Origin of the sequence: Endozoicomonas sp. ALC020, assembly GCF_049275935.1 — a bacterium.
GTDB lineage: Bacteria > Pseudomonadota > Gammaproteobacteria > Pseudomonadales > Endozoicomonadaceae > Endozoicomonas_A.
Genome location: NZ_CP184830.1, coordinates 4608039 through 4627333 on the forward strand (window position 1 = coordinate 4608039; position 19295 = coordinate 4627333).

General features: G+C 53.0%; 1 protein-coding gene (only partly in view). It reads right to left on the reverse strand.

Features of this window, described 5'->3' with window-relative positions; genetic code table 11:
• A protein-coding gene (locus tag ACOJUO_RS17430) for a TcdA/TcdB catalytic glycosyltransferase domain-containing protein (RefSeq protein WP_422137639.1) crosses the window boundary here: on the reverse strand, positions 1-19295 show its 3' portion. 4630 nt of this gene lie beyond the right edge of the window; the window shows 19295 of its 23925 coding nt (coding positions 4631-23925); the start codon falls outside the window, past its right edge; the stop codon is at positions 1-3.

Here is a 19295-nt window from a genome sequence, read left to right on the forward strand (position 1 = left end):
TTAGTCTTGACCAATCCTAGTCGAAGGTTGCGGGGTCGTCAGGTTCTGCATCACTCCCTGGCTTGCCGATGGGACAAACGACGGGCTCTCATCACTGTGATTGCCAGTCGTGGTGTTGAGTTCCTGAACCAGACGCTGATAGTGTCGGTTCAATTCGGTGTCATTCTGACTCGCTACCTCGGGTTGCTCACTCTCGGCTTCACCTGTGTCAGCGTCGTCTTTCTTAGCTCCGGCCAGACTGTGCAGGTAATTTGCCAGCTGTTGCCCCTTACGAATGATCCTGTTCAGTAAAGGCTGGGTTCCGTTGCCTCCACCCTCAGCGGCCAGTGCCCCCTCCGGGATGCTCTCATTCATTGAGCGCCTGCCATTTGACTGCGGGGTGTCTACTTTCGCAAGCACCTCGCTCATGCTGAGCACCTTGTTATTGACGATCAGGCGCTCAATGGTCTCGCCTCCCTCACTGAAAAAATTTTGCACCCGAAGGCTCTGGGTGGCATTGATCGGCCTGGTGCTATTTTCACTGTTTTTCAGCAGGTTATGATTAGGCCTGACAGTCAGGATAAGATCCTCGTCCGACTTTTGATAGCGCAATCTCTGGCAGTCATGGGTATTAATTTCGAGCTGGTCAGCCGTGCCTGTGGCGTTTGCCAGAAGCCATTGGTCAGTGTCAGAGAAGTCATCGCCAGCAAAGTGGTAAACGGTGCTTTTTTCATCTATCAGGTACTGATGTCCGGGGATGGTTTGCTTTGAAAGTGAATAACCCGACTCGAGTCGTTGAGCAATTTTTACCTTGTCATCGAGAATGCTGTCATCCAGTTCCAGGCTGTCTGGCCAGCCATTGGCGTAGATAAGGTCAGGCTCCTGCCAAGTGCCTATTCTCACCAGGGGATCGGCACCGGACGCCATCATTTTTATGCCTTCAAACGACGGGAGACGTTGGTTGATGATGAGTTTGTCAGCGTCATAACAGTTAAGCGTCCGAATTTTCCTGGCTGGCTTGAAGGCCTGGGTTGCCAGAGCAATCTGGCCATTCCGGTAGATGGTTAGAAAACCACTGTCATTTATTGTCATGACCAGGTGCAGCTGGGGGGAGGTAAAAAAGGGCCTGACCCCTCGATGAAAGACCTTGGCACCCTCCGTTAGTCTGACCTCCAGCTTCCCGGGTTTCAGGCTCAGGCTGATGGCATCAGAGCTGTCAGCCTCGGCAAAATGAACCAGTGTGCTCCCGGCCAGTGTTCGCCTGCCCAGCGGCAGGCCCCGGCGAATCCAGGCTGCCAGGATAAAACTGCCGCCGGTGACCGGAGGAGGCACCAGGCGGGATAAGCCCGCTGGGCAGCGAGTCTGGTCACCGCTGTCAGGAGCATTGCGTAGATCCAGCGAACGCCAGCTGGCTGCCTGCACATCCGCAAGGCTGACACCAGCCATACGAACCCGGTTAAACGAAGAAGGAGCAAAGAATAGCTTTAGCGCACCCTTTTCATCTGCATTCTCCAGCTCCAGACTGACAAGGTTATTGCCGGAACCGGGATGGACACTGACACCGCTGCTTTTGAGGTGGAAAATATCATTTCCCGACTCTCCAAACAGCTCAACCCCCGGTCTGACAGCACCTGAGACGAAGAACTCGTCATCACCGGGCCCGCCGTGTACAGGCTCGGTAAGATTGCCAAGCTGATAAGTGCTATCCAGTCGTTTATCCACAGTCAGCTTGGCGTGATAGTAATCTCGAAGGTTTTTGCCGCTAAGCTGCCTGCTTCCGTTGTTGGCCGGATCAATGGTTGTCAGGCGCCAGATATGCCGTTCCAGGCTGTTGATAAAGTGCCCGGTGACCAAACTGCCATCTTCGCGCACACACTGGGGAACGTACCCTAAATCGATGCTGAAAAAGAAATGTCCGTCGTTGTCCACTTCCAGATGGGTATAATTCCCAGTCAGTCGCCAGTCCAGCTTTTCAGGTTGGACACCGTGCAATATCAGGCTATTCCCGTTGTCCCGGTCGACGATCCGGGTGCCATTGGCCTGTGGGCAAATAACGTAAATATCCGGGCCCAGGTCGCCGGAAAGCAGGTCAGGCCCCAGGTTCGCCACCATTCGGTCAGCTTTCTGGCTGCCATAATGTTTGTTGTATCCAGCTCCTCCTATAGTGGAGGTGATTGAGCTATTGCCCCAGGTGTCGGAAGAGGAAATTCTGAAAGTATCATTGCCACCTCCGCCATCAACGGTAATACCGGCAAGGGCCGGAATGTTGAACATATCGCCGGAATCGGGGCCCTTGAAAATCTCAAAATTACTGATAGCTGTCGACAATTTTTCGGAAGTGCCCTTGGATTTGGACGACCTTTCCGTAAAAGACATATGACCTTTGACGTTTTTATCGGGAGGGCAGGCTCCCGAATCGCTTGCATAACAGGCAAAGCTCACTGCTTTTTTTCTTAAAGACAGATTGAGCCGGACAAAAGGCGGCTCGATGGTCATCTGGCTGAAATCTATCGTGTCGGTGCCCGGACCACCGTTTAAATGGGTGACCTTCGGCTGCTTCAGAAGAAAAAGGTAGTCATCTCCTCCCCTGCCATTAAAACTGTACAGAGAACCTCTGGACACGTAAATGTTATCTTTATCATCACCGGAAAGTTTTATCTTGCCCTTCCCTGAGTCTTCCAGGACAAAGTTCTTGACCGTTAAACTCCTTTCCAGGTCAACAACTACACGATGGCTGTCGGGCAAATCAAAGAGCAGGGTATTGGCACCGCTGCCGCCGTCCAGCGAGGTGCCATTTTGCCAACGGGCGTTAACAATGACCCGGTCGTCTCCGTCCCCCATGTGCACCTTGTCCAAACCACCCCCGGTGCTGAAAATATCCGTACCATTGCTGCCATAGTAGGAATCATCTCCCGAGGTCCCGGCAATCTGGACGATCCCATTGAATACGGTCTGGTGATAACGCCAGCTGCCTGTTTCCGTATTTCGCCATCGAGTCTGTGCGATCCCCTCGGTGACATTGACGGTCATCCCATCCAGTTGATAGGTTAAAGCGACTTTGATACTGGTTCCCGTGGAGCCTTTCCGCAGGAGTTGGAGACCATAGAGAACCGAGAGCTTGTCGTATATTAGCTGGTTGTATCCCTCCCCGGCAGCAATAACGGTTGCATTGCCCATGCCGACCACGAACTGGTTATTGCCTCCCATATCCTTCAGAATGTCGTGCCCCCCCATACCAAGCAATACATTATCCGTAGAGGGGTTTCCTGTTAGCCGGTCGTTGCCCGGGCCGCCAATAATGATGGGGACGCCAGAGTGTGAGTCCGAAGACAGGTCAAGGTGAGCATCCGGTATGATCACAGAACTGTTGTATGACCTGGAGACCCCGCATACCTTAAGAAAAGTCATATCCCAGCCAAAGCTATGACGTATCTCCAGCATGGCCAGGGCTTTCGCCATTGGCTGACCGGGAAACAGTTCGTCCCATTGTCTTGAGACCGGTTTTAATTCTGATATTGTACGATGGCCGTGTTTTCGTCTGCGACCGTCTGCATGGGTTTTAACCAGTTTTAAAGTCAGTGTGTGCTTTGGTTTGAAAGAGATAACGTTCTTCCCATTTTTGAAGGACTTGACCTGCTTCTCAATGAGAGGGGTCAGACCTTCAAAGCGCACCAGCTGTTGGTTCGGCTTCAGGGTCAGCTTGCGTAAAACACCACTGCGCGGGTTGCAACCGGGAGAGTCGAAACGAAACTCAATATCCAGACTGAGATTATTACTTTCCTCACTGCTAATCCGGTGCAGGCCGACGCCCAGGTTTTTTCCTTCGTTAGCAAGACTCTCCAGCTCTGTCCTTTCACGCCACCGATTCCGGCGGAATTCACCTAAAGGTTTTCCGGGGTAGCGATTCAAAAATGCCAGCATCTGCGCTCTGGAAAAGGGATAGATATCCACTTTCCTGGTGACCTTGCAAGAACCTTTTCCCGAACCAAAATAAGCTGACAGGGTCGTATTTCTCAGCTTCATCACATCCCCGTCTATGAACTGCCAGCGGCCCGTACCGGCCAAATCCTCCCGGTACCAGTGGCTATTAACGTGGCTGACTGTGACCGGCGGGATGTCGGGAGTGTTAAAGTCCAGGGTGACGTTATGATTGGGTTTCTGTTTGCTGAAAACCAGGTCCATGCGCTCGCTAACCGGGTTGACAGTCAGGCTGGCCAGCTGTTTGTGCTGCCGGATGCACCCGGCACCAAATCGTTCCCAGCGGATGGCCAGGACTGGCCATTTTCCTGTCGAAGGCTGCTGGGGTTTGTGCCCGTAAAATTTATGGTTACCAAGGTTGTTGCCACTTACCCTGATTGAGTCGGCATGAATGCCTGTATAAACCTTGTGGTGACCATCGCCCAGTATTACGGTGTTAAAACCGCTTCTCAGCCAGATGGACGTCTTTCCGCCGTCAGTGATGACCGTGTCGTTGCCAGCCCCGGCATCCAGAATATTGGTGCCACCGGTGGTCATGAAAACCGTATTCTCATGGTTTCCTTTGATCTTGTCATCGTGGGGGGAGTCCTGTATAACCTCGACACCGGTCACCACCTCTCCCGATGACGGATCCCGGTTGGTCATATCCAGCCAAAGATTTTCCTTTCGAACCGCATAGGAAATGGTGTCTGTGCCGGGGCCACCGTGCACCGCATTTTGATCGGTCAACACCGCCCGATCATTGCCCGCCCCCAGTTTTATTACATCTGTACCATTGCTGGCATAGACAAAATCGTCACCCCCTCGCGCATTCACTATGTTGTTACTATTTTCATCGCCCCTGAGATAAATGTTATCGCGCTGGTCGGTCCCGTAAACTTCTGAGCCGTCTTCGGAACCCACCAGATTTTCCATACCCTGAACACGGCCACCGGTCATCAGGCAGTCCACGAGGGTCGCGAAGAATTCAATGGCTTTGTTACTTTCACTGGCCCTGAGCAGGCTGCCCTTTTCGAAAAACAACAGGGAGCGGTCGGCTTTCATCACGAAAACGCCTTCACGCGAAAAATAGAGGTGGACTTCCTCCCGCCCGCTACCGTACCGGCCTTTGCCGAGGTAAAAGTAAAGCTGATCCCTGTAAATATCAGAAATTCGACTGACGCCTGTGTGACTGGCGTCAGGTGTGACGTGCGTCATCAATGCCTTAGTCACCGATAACTGGCCGGCAAGCTTTACACGAAAAACATCGAAAACGGATTTTTTGCCTGTTTCCTGGCTATCCGGGTGGTCGCGGTTCAACCCCTGAAAGATGAGGTAACGATAAAAACGGTTAAGCCAGTTTTCGTTTTTCAAGTCAGCCCAGAGTAATGGCTTAGAGTAACCATGACGGTAGTGAAGCGTGAGATCAGTGGTTTTGAATGACTGATCATTGAACCTGCTGATGCTATAACGACCAATACTGTATTGAGTCGTGAGATTACCTACACTTTCCTGGCGGAAAACAGGAAGCGAGAGACTGGGCAGAATAACAGTATCCTCTCCGGGCCCACCAAAAAGGCGTGCATAGCCTAACCCTGGCGAAAGACGGTCATTACCTGTACCACCGTGCTGTTCGACGGTGCCGAGCTGGTCAATGAGCCGGTCATCACCCGCGTCGCCATACTGGAATTTGCCGTAATAAATCTGATCGTTTCCCGGTCCGCCGAAGCCGATTCCATCGATCTTTGACAGGTAGAGAGTGTCGTCGCCGTATCCCCCATAAGCCTTACCTGAGCGCCCAATCCAGATAACATCATTGCCACTGCCCCCCTGACCCGTACCCGTCTTTTCAATCCGGATGATGTCGTTGCCACTGCCCCCGTAACCCGTACCCGTCTTTACAATCCGGATAACGTCATCGCCACTGTCCCCGTAGGCGGCACCTGACTCTTCAATCCGTATATCGTCATTGCCAGTGCCCCCTTTTGCCACGCCTTTTTTCAGGATCAGCCTGTCGTTGCCGGCACCGCCATACAGCTCTCCCTCGTTAATGATCAGGATGTCATCGCCACCCAGCCCATAAAAGATCTTGAACCCCTTCTCGCCGTACATGTAGTCCGACAGAGACGATCCTCTTGCGGTTCGCCTTTCGTTGATCAAATCACGAAGGGCAAGTCCTTTGTCTCCTTTGCCATCCAAAAACCGGAGAAAGGATTTCTTCACTGTCTCAAGGTCCTCCTTATAATTATCCTGGTCAAGCCAACCAGTGGCATCCTGGTGGAGCACAAACCACCTGTAGCCCTCTTTCTCAAAGTGAGTTACCTGGTCATTAAGATATTCCTTGAATTTATCGCTCTCCAATACAGCGCTGAAATCCTCCCTGGCGGTGGGAGGCGGCACCAGGGCCGCCAGGGCTGTTTGCAGAAAACTCAGCAGTTGACTGATTACGTCCACAATAATACCCAGCTTTGGATTGATGAAGTCCAGCGCTGTACTGAGAACATCAAGGCCAATGGTAATGGCATCCAAAGCGGCCATTGCACCAAAAATAGCCGCCTGTTTATGGCGGCCAGCTTTTCTTGCCGCATCGGCGTTGCTGGCATTAGAGACCAGTGAAGAAGCGCCAAGCGAAACAGAAATGACACCGCCTATAATGGGTATCGCCCTGGCCACATTTCGTGACACTTTCGGGCCCAGCTTTAACACCACGCCAATGGCCCCTGCCGGATTTTTCGTCTTGACCAGGGTTTTGCTCAGCGCCCAGTTGGCGGTCGTGGCAATGCCGTAGACCGAGTTGATGGTGCCCAGGCCCGCACCTGCATAGGCCATGTCCCTGGCTTGGGCAGGCATCTCGTCTCCGTGTTTTGCCAGGCTATTCAGTGACACCGCAGCCAGGGCCAGGCCAGAGATGGCACTTGCTCCGCCGTAAATCATCCTGCCCGTATTGAATTTTGTACTGCGATCCAGCCTATCCAGCATGCGCATAAACTTCCCTTGCGCTTTTTTCGGCCCGGCTATCGACCCGGCTATCGGCTTGATATCACCGGGGCTGCCGGGCTCAGGGCTATCCCCGTCCCGGCCTTTTTGGGTCCGGAGGTTCTCCATAAACTCCGGGTTTCCAAGCAGCTGATCCTTGACAAAGCGGGTGTCGTCAACGCTGTAGCCCGAGTCGTTGAGCAAAGTGACCACCCGCTCAACGACTTGTTCCGGATTCAGCTCCTGCTTTTGCGCCAGTGTCTGTCGTAAGAGTTCAAGAAGCTTCTTGCGGAACGCCGGGCTGTCCATAATGTCTTCGGTGACCACCGCTGCAAAACGTCCCTGTTCCAGCAGCAGGAAGGCGTCTGCCAGCAACCCCTTGTCACCGGCACTCTGCCTGGTATGGATGAAGTGATCACTGGCCTCAATGACATCCAGATGCCCGCTGACCCTGTCTATCAGGGCCATCGCGGTCCTGATCGGTCCGGAACCATCGCACAGAACACAGTCTGCATCGGGCAGTCTTGCTGCCTGATCGTCTGGCAAACCAGCCTTGTCCAGTGCCTGCAAGGTTCTCCGGAAATCACGGCTGCTGATATCAACCAGCTCAGCCATCTGGCCAAAATCAATATCACGCCTGAGTGCGGCAACGCCGTCGGCCACGTTCTGGCGAATCTTTCTGGCCAGAAGTCGGGCTCCGGAAAAATTCTCCCGCTTCAGCCTGTCCGCCAGCCCGATAAAGCTGGTCAGACGTTCCAGCAGGCCGGAGAGTGCCAGCTTGCCTTCCTTAACCGTGAACTCACTGACCAGCGACTCTGGTGACAGGCTTTCCATGCCTGCTGGCAATTTGATCCGCTTCTGTTGCAGGGCGAGGAATGTTTTTGCCTGATCACCCGGTGCCCGGGCTTCCCACGCCTGCAGCAAAGCCATTGCTGCGGCGGCGGTCAGCGGACTGTCGGCACCGCCATTGCCCAGCACCAGTGTGCCTTGGGCAGGCATCAGGTAGGAGGCATCGGCGGTGATTGAGGGGTCGGTCAGCACCCGAATATTCAGGTCGCCAGAGGTCAGTGAAAATTCCTTTTTCCCGGTCAGGTTCAGCAGCCCGTTGAGCCGCTGATAAAGCCCGGTAGAAATCGTTTCAGGCAGAGAACCCAGGGCGCTGAGCTCTGCCGCAAGTAACTTCCCGGCGATGGTTTCAGCCAGACCTGCCGGGATGGCTGACTGCCGGGCATAGTGCAGGAAACCATCGGCAAACTGCTGCCGGGTGACATGGTCCATCTTGTCAATAACGCCATTGACCTGGCCGGTCATGTTAATGTCTTTCAGTTCACTAAAAGCCTCATAATGGCGTGCCAGCTGTGACAGGTAAGCCTGAGTGGCTGCAGCGTTTTTGCCCGGATTAAGAGGCCGCCGTAACAGCCTCTTCAGGCCATCCTGTGACTGGAGTGACATAAGCGAGAAAGGATTGCCCGGGCCCGCCGGAGTTATTTTTATATAACGCCTTTTAGCATCCGCCATAACCGCATAACGAGGGCTGCTGGCGAAGGTTTCAATGATCTGATCCTGCCCCGCTAAAGCCTGCACAGACGTGGGCTCTTTACCCCGGGCGTCCGGTTGTTGATTAACAGGCAACTGGAACGGCCTTCCGACGCGCCGTCGCAGTGCTACCGCCTCATGGAATACGGTGTCCACATCTTGCTTCAGATTGGCCAGCAGGCCAGTGTCAAAAGACTTCCAGCCAAGTCCCCGGGCAACAAAAGTGCAGGCTTTTTCCAATGCGACGAGAGTGGATATCCTCGGACTCTCTGGCGTATTTATCTCCAACCAAAGATCAACGTACATCAGTTTTGCGATGTCATCGATATCGCCGTCAGGCAGTATGGTCGTCACCGCATCGGTCACTCCCAAGCGTATCCGGCTGGCTGGCTGGCCGGTGTCACCCAGAACCTGCTCCATCTTCCAGTAGATAAAATGAACCAGCAGTGACTTCAGGTAAGTGCTGGCAACGACTTTTAGTCTGAAATGCTTTTTAGCGACCTCTATCTGTTGGGACAGGAAATTTTCTGCCGCCGCCCGACTTAACCCCAGCAGTCTGGCGTCGAGCAGGGATTCTATACCGGAACCAACGCTCCAGAAGGCCCGGTAATCCACGTTGACCAGCTCAGAGGTGGAGGGCAAGGCCTTGTAGGAGGCAATGGTATTATCAGAGACATCTGGAACCAGGGGCGCTGAGGATTGTTTATCATTGACAACCTCGTTGAAAAGTTTTTTCTCACGGTCACTGGCTGTAATTTCCCCTTTAGCAAGGCTATCCCTTATTGCCTGAATCCTGGTCTTATCATGCAACTCTAAATACGCCAATGCCCGGCGATAATCGGCTTTCGTACCTTTGGCTAACAGCAGGTTATGATGGCCTGCGACCAGTTGCCGATAGAGGCTTGTGCCTGAAGGGGGGGCAACCGCCAGAGTCAGTGCGTATTGACGGGTCAGTCCCAAGGGACGCGACTCCTTGTCAGGCAGTGTCGCGGTGTTGATCCCGAACTGCTGGCGCACCTGCTGGCGCAAGGCTGTCAGCGACCCTCCACCACCTTCAAGTGCCTTCAACAGACTGGCACCCACCAGGTTGGTCAGGGTTTCCCGGAAAATAAATGGCCTGTTCCTGTTCTTCGTGCCCAGCAATAACAGGGCGTGGGCACTGTTTTCCTCACTCACCTCGACACGACTGTCCACCAACGGCCAGAGCGGCCTGGGGCTGATTTTTATTTTAAAAGGGCTAATATCGGCAATGCCTGCATCCCTGACGGGTTGCACCAGCGCCTGAAGAAGCTGCGATAGACGAGGCTCCCCCATCCCCCGGGCAATGAATTGAATGTCGTTCTGTAATTGCTCTTTGCCAATACTGCCCTTCCGTTGCAGCTTGCGATAAAACTCCATGTGGACAACCAGCCTGATCGGCAAAAGACGGTCTGGCCAGCCATCAGGAAGCTGGAGGCGAAAGACCTGCTTGCGGTCGCCTTCGCTGTGAGTCAGGGTGTAGCCGGGCCCCCGGTTGGAAAAAGCCAGGTCATCCCGGCGACCCAGCGTGAACGTTTTTTGCCCGTCCTTGGTTTGAACCTGAGCCTGGTAACGGCCCAACCCGGTATCGAGGGTGAAAGCCGGGCGCTCCCAGCCAGGTCCCGGAAGCAATGGCGGATTTTTTTGCAGGAGATCAAGCCATTTATTGGCCCGCAGGGCATCCGCCCGCAACCCGGCTGGGTCTGTGGGTTCCAGCCCCCTGAGCCGCCGGTGAAAAAAATACTCCGCCAGCAGCGACTCACCGTCGGTCAGGGATGGCTTGTTGAGCAAATCAACAAGGGTGTCATCCAGGTTGTTGGTCTGCTGTGGGGACAGTGATAACAGAGTACGCTTGATCGCGTCCCGGTAATAGTCCGGGTCGGTAACTGCTGGAGCCCAACCAAGCTCGGTCCTTAAAGCAGCGACAGCCTGCGGGCTGTCAGGTGACTCCTGTCTCAACAGGGCCAGCAAACCGCCAAGCTCATCGCCTGCCGGAGCGGACAGGGGGCCGTTCTGGCTTTCAATAGCAATGAGAGGCTGATCATTCAGCCGGGTGACCGGTTGCCGCCCGGTGCTGGTCAGGGCAAGGGTTTTTCGGTTACCAGTGGTGACCGGTACATTGCCGCGGGAATCCGCAGCGAGGGGAAGTTGTCCGGGCTCGGCCCATTCCTTGCGCACGGCCTGTGCGTCCGTAAGAACCGCCTCTGCACGGCTTAGCCAGCGCAATAATCCCTGTTGTTCTGCCGCTGTGAAGGCGATGCCCCGTCGGTCTTTCAGAGCATCGGTCAACACCTCTTCAAGCTGCCCGGCGAGGTTGTTGATCCCGGCCAGTGCTTTCAGCTCACTGTCATCAAGCACGGCTGTGACCACGTCCGCCGGATCAGCCAGCAGTGCAGGCTGCGATGTCATCATGCGCTGACTGACCAGCCCACTCCAGGCCAGCTGCGTTAACAGTGAGCGAAGGTTTCTCAGCTTCAAACGACCAGCGCTGGATAACCGGTCAACCCGTTGGTTGCAATGGTAATGAACCCGCTGAAACAGTAGCCGGGTTTCCATATCCCCCAGCAGACGGCCAAAGCCGGACAGGGGCTCAGCAATGGCTTGATAGGCAATGCGGACCCGATGGCGGCTTTTCACAGTCGTTATCCCGCCCGCTGAGGTGACCTCCTGAACAGGGGTATGGGCTGATGCCGTGGCCAGCACGGGCAGCAGGTCGTACTGCTTACGAAGCTGGTTTTCCAGTTGCAGCAGCGTCCGGGCACTGGTGATTTTGGTTCCCTGCAACCAGGTCATGGCGATGGCTGGTGAGTTCACCTGATTAGTACTGACCAGTGCTGCCCGACATAAATCCTTCAGGACCGAGGCCAGTGCCCCCAGGTAATTACTGGTGGAGTGGCGTTGCCCGGTCAACACCGCCGGGTTAACTTGCAGCACCACGAGCCTGTTGCCACTGGTATCCCCGCTGCCCCCGGGACGATAGGGTATCACCCGGTCAGCAAGAGCCTGTTTGCCAAACCTGATCACCAGCCTGAGAGGGGCAGGGGGCTTCATACCGGGCAGCAGCTGACTGTCCAGCTCGGTCATAGTGGCGGGTTTGATGAAACTGTCAGGGAACCCCAGGGCATTGACCAGACGCTGTCCTGCGGAGCTGGCAACAAAGACTCTCAGTTCTGACAAGAGCCGTTCGGCCTGATTCGCCAGTTTCTGGCCGGGACGGTAGTCGGCAGGAAGGATCACGGCTATCCTGTCGTCTGTGCCCGTCAGCGTCCGTAGCTCGGAACTGCTCGCTGACAGCCAGTGGCGGGCGGCGGCTAACTGATCCTTCAGCGATTCCTTCGGGTTGAGTTTGAACAGCCCGTTTGTCCCTGCGGCGGCGTCGTCCAGTTTCACGCCATAAATCGTCTTTCCATGGTCGTTTTTTTCCAGCACCGGAATAAGGGTTTTACTGTTACTGTCGTACGACGCTAACAGCCTATCTCCGGATTGCAAACTCACTGCCCGGTAGTGACCGTCAGCTTCCGAAATCAGCTGATAAACCTTGCCATCGGAACGCCTGACCGCCACGGACGTGGTGGCCAATGTTGGGTCTGAAAACACCCGCTCAGCTGGGGAGTCGTTGCTATCGAGGATGCTGTCATAAACGGAAGCCTGGCCCAGGGGGGTGGCAGTAATATCCTTGTCTGAGCGCCTGAGCACCTGGTACAGCTCTTCGTTGTGGTTAAGGAACTCAACTTTGTAATAAGGTTTGTTGGTATCGGTGTAACTGATATCCGTGCTGTCAATGTCCAAAAAGGGGCGGTCCGCCAGATTTCCTGCTGATAGCAGGCGAGTTCTGCACCCGTCGACCCCACGTCGGCAGCGTTTGTTGTCTTGCGCCTCAGGGTCCCAGATGACAATCCTCAACTTCCTGCCACCGTCGTTGTCACTGTCACTGTCACTGTCGCTGTCGCTGTCAGACTCAATCAGCCAGTACGCCGATGAAGCAAACCCGCTGGCATTGGTTGGGGCCTGCGAATCGGGCGTTGTTTTAAGTGTGTCTACGTAGTCAATCAGTTCCCACTGGTGAGGGGCCTGCTGCGTCAGAACATCCTTCAGTAATTTGATCTGTTGATCAGTGAAAGCCCTCCTGAACAGGGCTCTTTCACCATCAGGCAGGTCGCGCTCAAACTCATAGAGTGCTCTGGTAAAGGTTTGAATACTCTGGTCATTCTGATGCTCCTGAATCCACTCAAAGAGCGCTTCAAGTCTCAATGATAATGATTCAGACTTCTGATTGAACAGCCATGTCACCTCTTGTTTAATTTGTTCCCGAGTGATGGATGATCCAGCGGGGTCAGGATAAAGTGCAATTGAATCCCGGTTCATTGCCGCAGGCAGGAAATCCCATTGCCGGACAGAATCATAACCAATAGTGTTGCCCAGTTGACCCAGTCGCCCGGCTTCCTCAGGCCAGCCAGACTGGAACAGGGCGGTATCAACAGCCTCTAGACTCTTGGCCAGACCTATGGCGTAAAACATGCTGACGACTGAGTCAAATAATGCGTGTCTTAGCGAAGGGTTATCCTTCATCCCAAGCTCAATAGTTACAGCGCTATCACCGACCTGCAACCGGGACGCCTGCAAGATAATATGGGGATTTAACTGCCAGTGAACAGGTAGGCCGACACTGAGGTCAAGCGAGTGCTGCTGTTGGAATCGCTGGCGATAGATGTCCGGTGAAAAATCACTGAAAATTCTAATAAACCGCTCGACATCATGCTGGTAGCGGTAGGGATCCAGCTCGCTGTTGTGCAAGGCCTGTCGGTACAGTCTTTCGTTGTGGTGTGTATCCAGAAATGCCCCTGGGAACTGGCTGCTGTGTGAACTGGCCGACAATAGCATCCATTGCGGATACGGTTTGTTTGATGGTTGTTGAGTCAACAGTCCGGTCACTGGCTCCAGAGAGTCAGCCAGGACAGGCATAATCCCCGCGTCGGTCTTCAGCTTGAAGCGATGGCTTCCATCTGCGAGGGGTTGCACACTCCTGATGCGAAAAGCCGACGGTGTCCCGGCTTGATCATCCTGACTGATCTGCCTGTTCACCTCAGCCAGCTGGATTTTGGTAAGAACACGGGCCAGCTGCTTAATATCTTCCTCCGGATACTGCAAGCGATATTGACCCAAGGCTTCCACCACTGCGAAACGCTGCAATTGGGGTAATGAGGAAAAGTGTTCCGAAAACCACGGCCAGCCGGCTTTACCCACACTGGACATCGCCAGTTCAAGAAACGCACGGGTAATTTCCGGATCTTGGCCAAGCCGGTCTGGTTGCAAAGCCAGCCTGAGGCGGCTCTGGAGGTTATCGGGGGTTGCCGGGGTTCCCGGAAACAGGCGTTTCACCATGCCGGTTTGACCCGGCAGGGCAAGGTCCAGAAGATAATGGCCATCGGCGTTTGTAGCGACAGGTCGCGCTGTGCGGTCTGCTGACATCCGGCCAGTCCAGAGTTCCCTGGATTTTTGGTTATCCTTCAGGGGCAGCGAGTACTCGTCCGGCAGCGTGCCGGGCAGCAGCCCGGCGCCGTTGGCAAGACGGTAATCCAGAGCCATCCCCAGCAGGTCTCTGATCCTGACGCTTGCTTGCAGATCCGGGGTATCCCGCTGGGCCAGGACAGTGAGCTTCGCTGCCAGTTCTTTGCTGACCTGTTGCAGGCCAACGCGCTTAATGTAGTCACTGAGTGAGGTAACGGCACTGTCGGAAAGGTAGGTATGGATATAATCTGCCAGCCTTATTCCCGGAAACAGGGGTTTTTCGTGAGAGTCGTCGTCCCCCGACAGCCGGAACAATAACAGGGTAAATAGCGATTTTAACTGAGCATGGATTGCCTTGTTATCGCCTGAGGCCGGGGGGATAACCGCTGTCGCGATAACTCTGGCTGACTTCAGGCTGGCCAGCAGCCTTTCTCCTTCAGGGCTGTCACTGTCAGCAAACAGTGCCGCGAACACCGGCGTATCCAGATTCTCAAAGGGAAACCTCAGGATGATTCCGGTGTCTGCCCCGCCAGTGGTTTTTGTCCAGTCAATGGACTGCCCTTCAGGGTTCCCATAAAAGTCGGCTTCCAGAGAAAGCCTGTGGGTGTCCAGTTCATCCAGAGACAACGGGGCCGATAGCCATTGCAATCCCGGCTGACCTTCGGCACCAAGCCATTTCAGAGTCGTCAATGGTGAGCCATTGACCTTTGTCGGACTCTCGCGCATTGTGCTGTCCGATCCGGCAGGTCTGGGTACAGTGTCGGTTATCTTTTCAAGGATGATCCGGCCCGATGCGCTGTCTTTTATCACCGTCCCGATGTCGGTAAGCTGCACCAGGGGAGCAGGCCCCGTTTGCACCTTGCTGTTACTGTCTTGGGGGGCTTGCTGGTCTGGCAAAATGGCCAGTGTCAGTCCTTTGCTCAGGCCATAACTGCGGCCAGTGATGATTGCCGATAACCCCCAGGTCGCCCGCAATGCTTTTTGGGCCTGCCTGAGCGCTGCGACATCGGGATGGTTTAACAGGGCTATGGCGAACAGCTTTCCTATGGAAACCGCTTTACGGTGTTCAGGCAGCGAGTCTTTTGTACCCACTGTCAGGGTCAGCGGATTGTTATTCAGGCGACTCTGGTACGAGTGCCATTGGGCGTTAAAGACAATCGTTATTTCCTGAAACACACGACTCAGAGAGATTCCGTACCCGGACAGTATCTCCTCCGATTTAAGCACCGGTACAATAAAAGCTTTACCTTCATCAGCAGGAAAGAAGTCCAGGATTGTATAAAACTCAATGGGCAGAAAAAGCTCTGCCAGCTGTTTCCAGGGGGCCAGATTGTCAGTGGTTGTTAAAGGAAGCCGTTGACCCTCGCTTGCCCGCTGAAAATCCACCGAGACTATTTTTTGCAACTGCATTTTTTGCAACTGCGCCAGAGTGTCCCAGGCTGAACCTGACGGCCCGCCGGTTATTGCCCTTAGATTGGCAGTCAGCAGCAACCGGGCCACTTTGTCCTGTTGGATTGTGTCCTGGGTTTCCTGCAGACGGTTGACGAAGGTGCGGATTACATGCTTGAGCCTGGCGTGGCTGAGTTGACCCAGACGGTCGAGGATGGACTGCTTCACCCAGCGCTGGTAATCCGGAGTTTCGGTTTCAGATTTGACCAGGAATTGGGCTTTTGTTAAAAAAACCCCGTCAATCTCCGGGTCTGCTCCCAGTAACCCCGGGGTTTGAACGGACTTTATAATCGAAATCGTGTAGGGCTCGGGAGGGGAAAAAGCCATGTTTTCGAGATTGGGCCAGAGTTTTCGAACCTCCATGGTACCGAGGAAATGGTTTTGACCCTCGTCATCGACATAGTAAGTGACATCATGTCTTGAGAGTGGACTTATGACATCTATGTAACCCAGCTTCGGTCCTTTGTTCTCGCCTTGGGGTAATTCGAAATAATCTGAGAGATCACCAGGGGGGATAACCATCTTTCCATGTTCGACACGATGATCCAACAGGTCGGTGAACAGCAATTTTAACCTGACTTGCAATCGCTGTTTGGGAACCTTCCACGCCCTGCCAAGCCCTTCAGCCTCAGATCCCACTGTGGCCAGTTCATTGACCGTTTCCTGCAGCAACGAAGTAAAGGCCTGCCAGCTGTAATCCCGGATGGCTGACTTAAGTTGGGCGGCCTCCGAATCAGAGATAACAGTCATTAAAAAATCAGCGGTACCCAGTCTCAGTAATCCTCTTATTTTATTGATAGGGGTACCTGGAATATTCATTTTCCCCCTCATAAAATTGCCGGTTGAACTGTCTAATGCCTGCTTGTACAAATGCATGGTAAACATGGATTTCAGCAAGTCAGAATTCAGATTCAGTCTTTCTGAAATGACAGAGGCCTTATACTGGCACCAATGAAAAACTTTCCTTAATATGTCTTTTGTCTTTGAGACAAAAAGATTGGGAATATAGGAGGTTATATCCCCAATCAAACCAAGATCGACCCCAATATTGACATGAATACGATAAGGCGGTATCTGTGCTTCTGCCGCTATCGCTGCCTCCATCATGTCAGGCAGCAATGAAACTTGACTGTTTCTATATTCATCAAGGGTGAGCAACCTGAAATCTTCTGAATTACCTCTGGGGTTATTGCCAAGTAGCTCGTCATTATAAGCCCTAACTAAATCGCCTACGGTATAACCACCCTCAGGTATTTTTGTTAAAACAGAGACCATTGTCTTGGTCGCATGAAATAAAGCTGAGGATTCACTGAGATAAGCCGAGAGCGGTTTGGGTCCGGTAATGATTTCAATGATAGAGCGACCCTCATGGAGATCAGTAGACAGGAGCATATCAGGATAATCAGGGTTAATAAGCTCATTAGTATTTAATTGACTGCGTGCAAGCAATTCGCCGTCTTCAGCATCCACTTTTGTGATGAGATTCTCTATTTCAAGACCGATCTGTCCTCTATAATCGTCCCGACGTGTCTCCGGAGTTTTGCTCTTTTTTTGTAATCCCTTAATGCCAAGTTGAGGCAGAATTCTTTTTCGAATAGTTTCAAAATCGCTGCTGAAACCTTTCAGCCGATTTGATGCAACAATATAACCTGCTATCAGGCCTGATCTTGAGAAAGTTTGATAGTCTCCAACCAGCATTTTGTCTTCGGTGAAATACTGGCTTGGATCTACTTTCAGGATACAACCGGTATTATCAACCAGAACCGGCTGTGGCGTTTCTGTAGCGGATGGATCGGGAGGAGTAATGACCAGTAAGAGCCGGACAGAGTCGGGTATTTTGGCCTGGTCGAAGCCTGTCCCGAAAGATCCATCAATAACGCCCTGATTCACCAGAGCCCGGAGATCACCAAAGACCTGGCTCTGATCCTCTGCCAGGATGTCGGAAAAAGCCTTGAATTCAGAGGTGGTTCTGAGCAATCGAAGGGTTTTGATAATCTCATTGCGTAATGAAAACAGTTGTTTGGAAGGAGTATTGTTTTCTGGATCATTGTTTTTGAGAACATTGTTTTCAAGAGCATTGTTTTCAAGAGCATTGTTTTCAAGAGCATTGTTTTCAAGAACATGTTTGATAAACCGGGCAGAGAACAAGATCGCGATCTTCGAAACCGAACCCTTATCGCCATAGGAATCCGGTGTCACTTCACTAATAATTCCGGGGCTGTTCTCCTTTATTTCACTGCTATAGACGTCCGTGTCATGAGAAAACGTTTTGCCTGACGAGCTTTCAATATTAGCCAGATCTGCAAATAACCTATTCTTTTTTCTGGCGGATAAACCAGATCTGGCTATTCGTTGTTTTAACATCTGGTAATCCGGGTCCTGCAACTGCAGTGCAGACCTCAGTTGTGAATCCCGCATCTGTTTCCAGAACTCTGCGTGTACTTTAACCAGACCTTCTGAAAAAGTACAAACAGAGCCCACCGGGGCTCTTGCAAGGTGACGAATAACGTTTCTGACCGAACGGGAGAGATTTCCTTCCTCAAACAATACCTCCAGTGCCTGCCGGAAATCATCTACAGTACCCTCGGCAAACTTAAGCCCATGGTCATTGCTATCAAGGACCAGTTCACGATAAAGCGGGTCGCCGGGATCCGGTAACCGCCGCATTGTCATACTGTTGTCAAAGCCGAACTCACCAAGAGGATCACTATAGAATTGTGTTTGCCATATCTCCGAAGCACTGTTGAGAATGTATGGGTTTGCCCCAATTAACCGCAGTTGCAGGAATAGAGCCATTCCGTAGGATTGGGTCATCACCCGGGCCAGGTCGGCATCAGACGAATAATGCTCTACATCCTTCAATCCAATCTGGAGGAAAGGCCCGGCTATTTCCCAATCCAGGACAATTACCCGACTGTCCGCGAGCAATCGGTCTTGTTCCGGGCGAACACTAATGGGCACCCTTCTTGCGACAAAACCAGTCTCTATCTCCCATTTGCGCCAGGCCAAAAGGGCATCGGCGAATTCATTAGGTTTACTGAAATAACCAAGCAAAGGCTTCAGCCTATCTGGGGTTCCATCCAGTTTCGACAGCTCACGCAGCTGAGAGCGATAGGCTCTGTGCTGGACGGTCGAGAAAAAAAAGGGTGAATGAGCCCCCATGGTGGTTTGCGAGGTCAAACGCTGATGCTTGTCGACAGACATCAAACCGTCGAGAAAAACCTTGCGATGACGGTTTCCTGAAGGTGGGAGCTCGACGATGAAGACCCTTTCGTCGGGGGCCAGGGCGAGTAATTCTGCGATCAGTAACCTCTCCTGGTGATCGGGTTTCTGATCAGTGTCCAGGGCTTTTTCTGCGTTGGTCACCAGACGAAGCAACAGTCTTCGTATCAGGCTTCGCAGAGCATCAGGCTCCGAGTCCATGTTAATGACTTCGTTGGCCAGTGTGACTACATCAGCCAACGGCAGTTGGTCTATTTTTTCATCAAGCTGCTGTCCTACCAGGGAGTCTGAGTGTTGGGTATAGGCTGACTCAATGGTATTGATCAGTGTCTGGGCATCACGCGATCCAAGCGGACCAGAGGACTGAAGCATAGACAGGATATTGCGCAGATAATCCGGAAAAGCCAGGCTCCTGGTCTCTGGCAAGTCCACCAGAACATAAGTTTCACCCGAAAGGTCGGTGACAACAGGCAGGTACTTGTTGTGTTTGTCGCTATCAAAAGCCTCGCCACTGGCCAGAGACACAGGATCAGTAGAACTGAGAGCGCTATCAGGATCGTGCTTCAGCCTTTTGTTAATCCCAAGGGAAAGGCTTGCTTGCAGCGACTTTCTCTGTTCGCTCCTTTTTCTGGCGTTCAGTCTCAGTACTT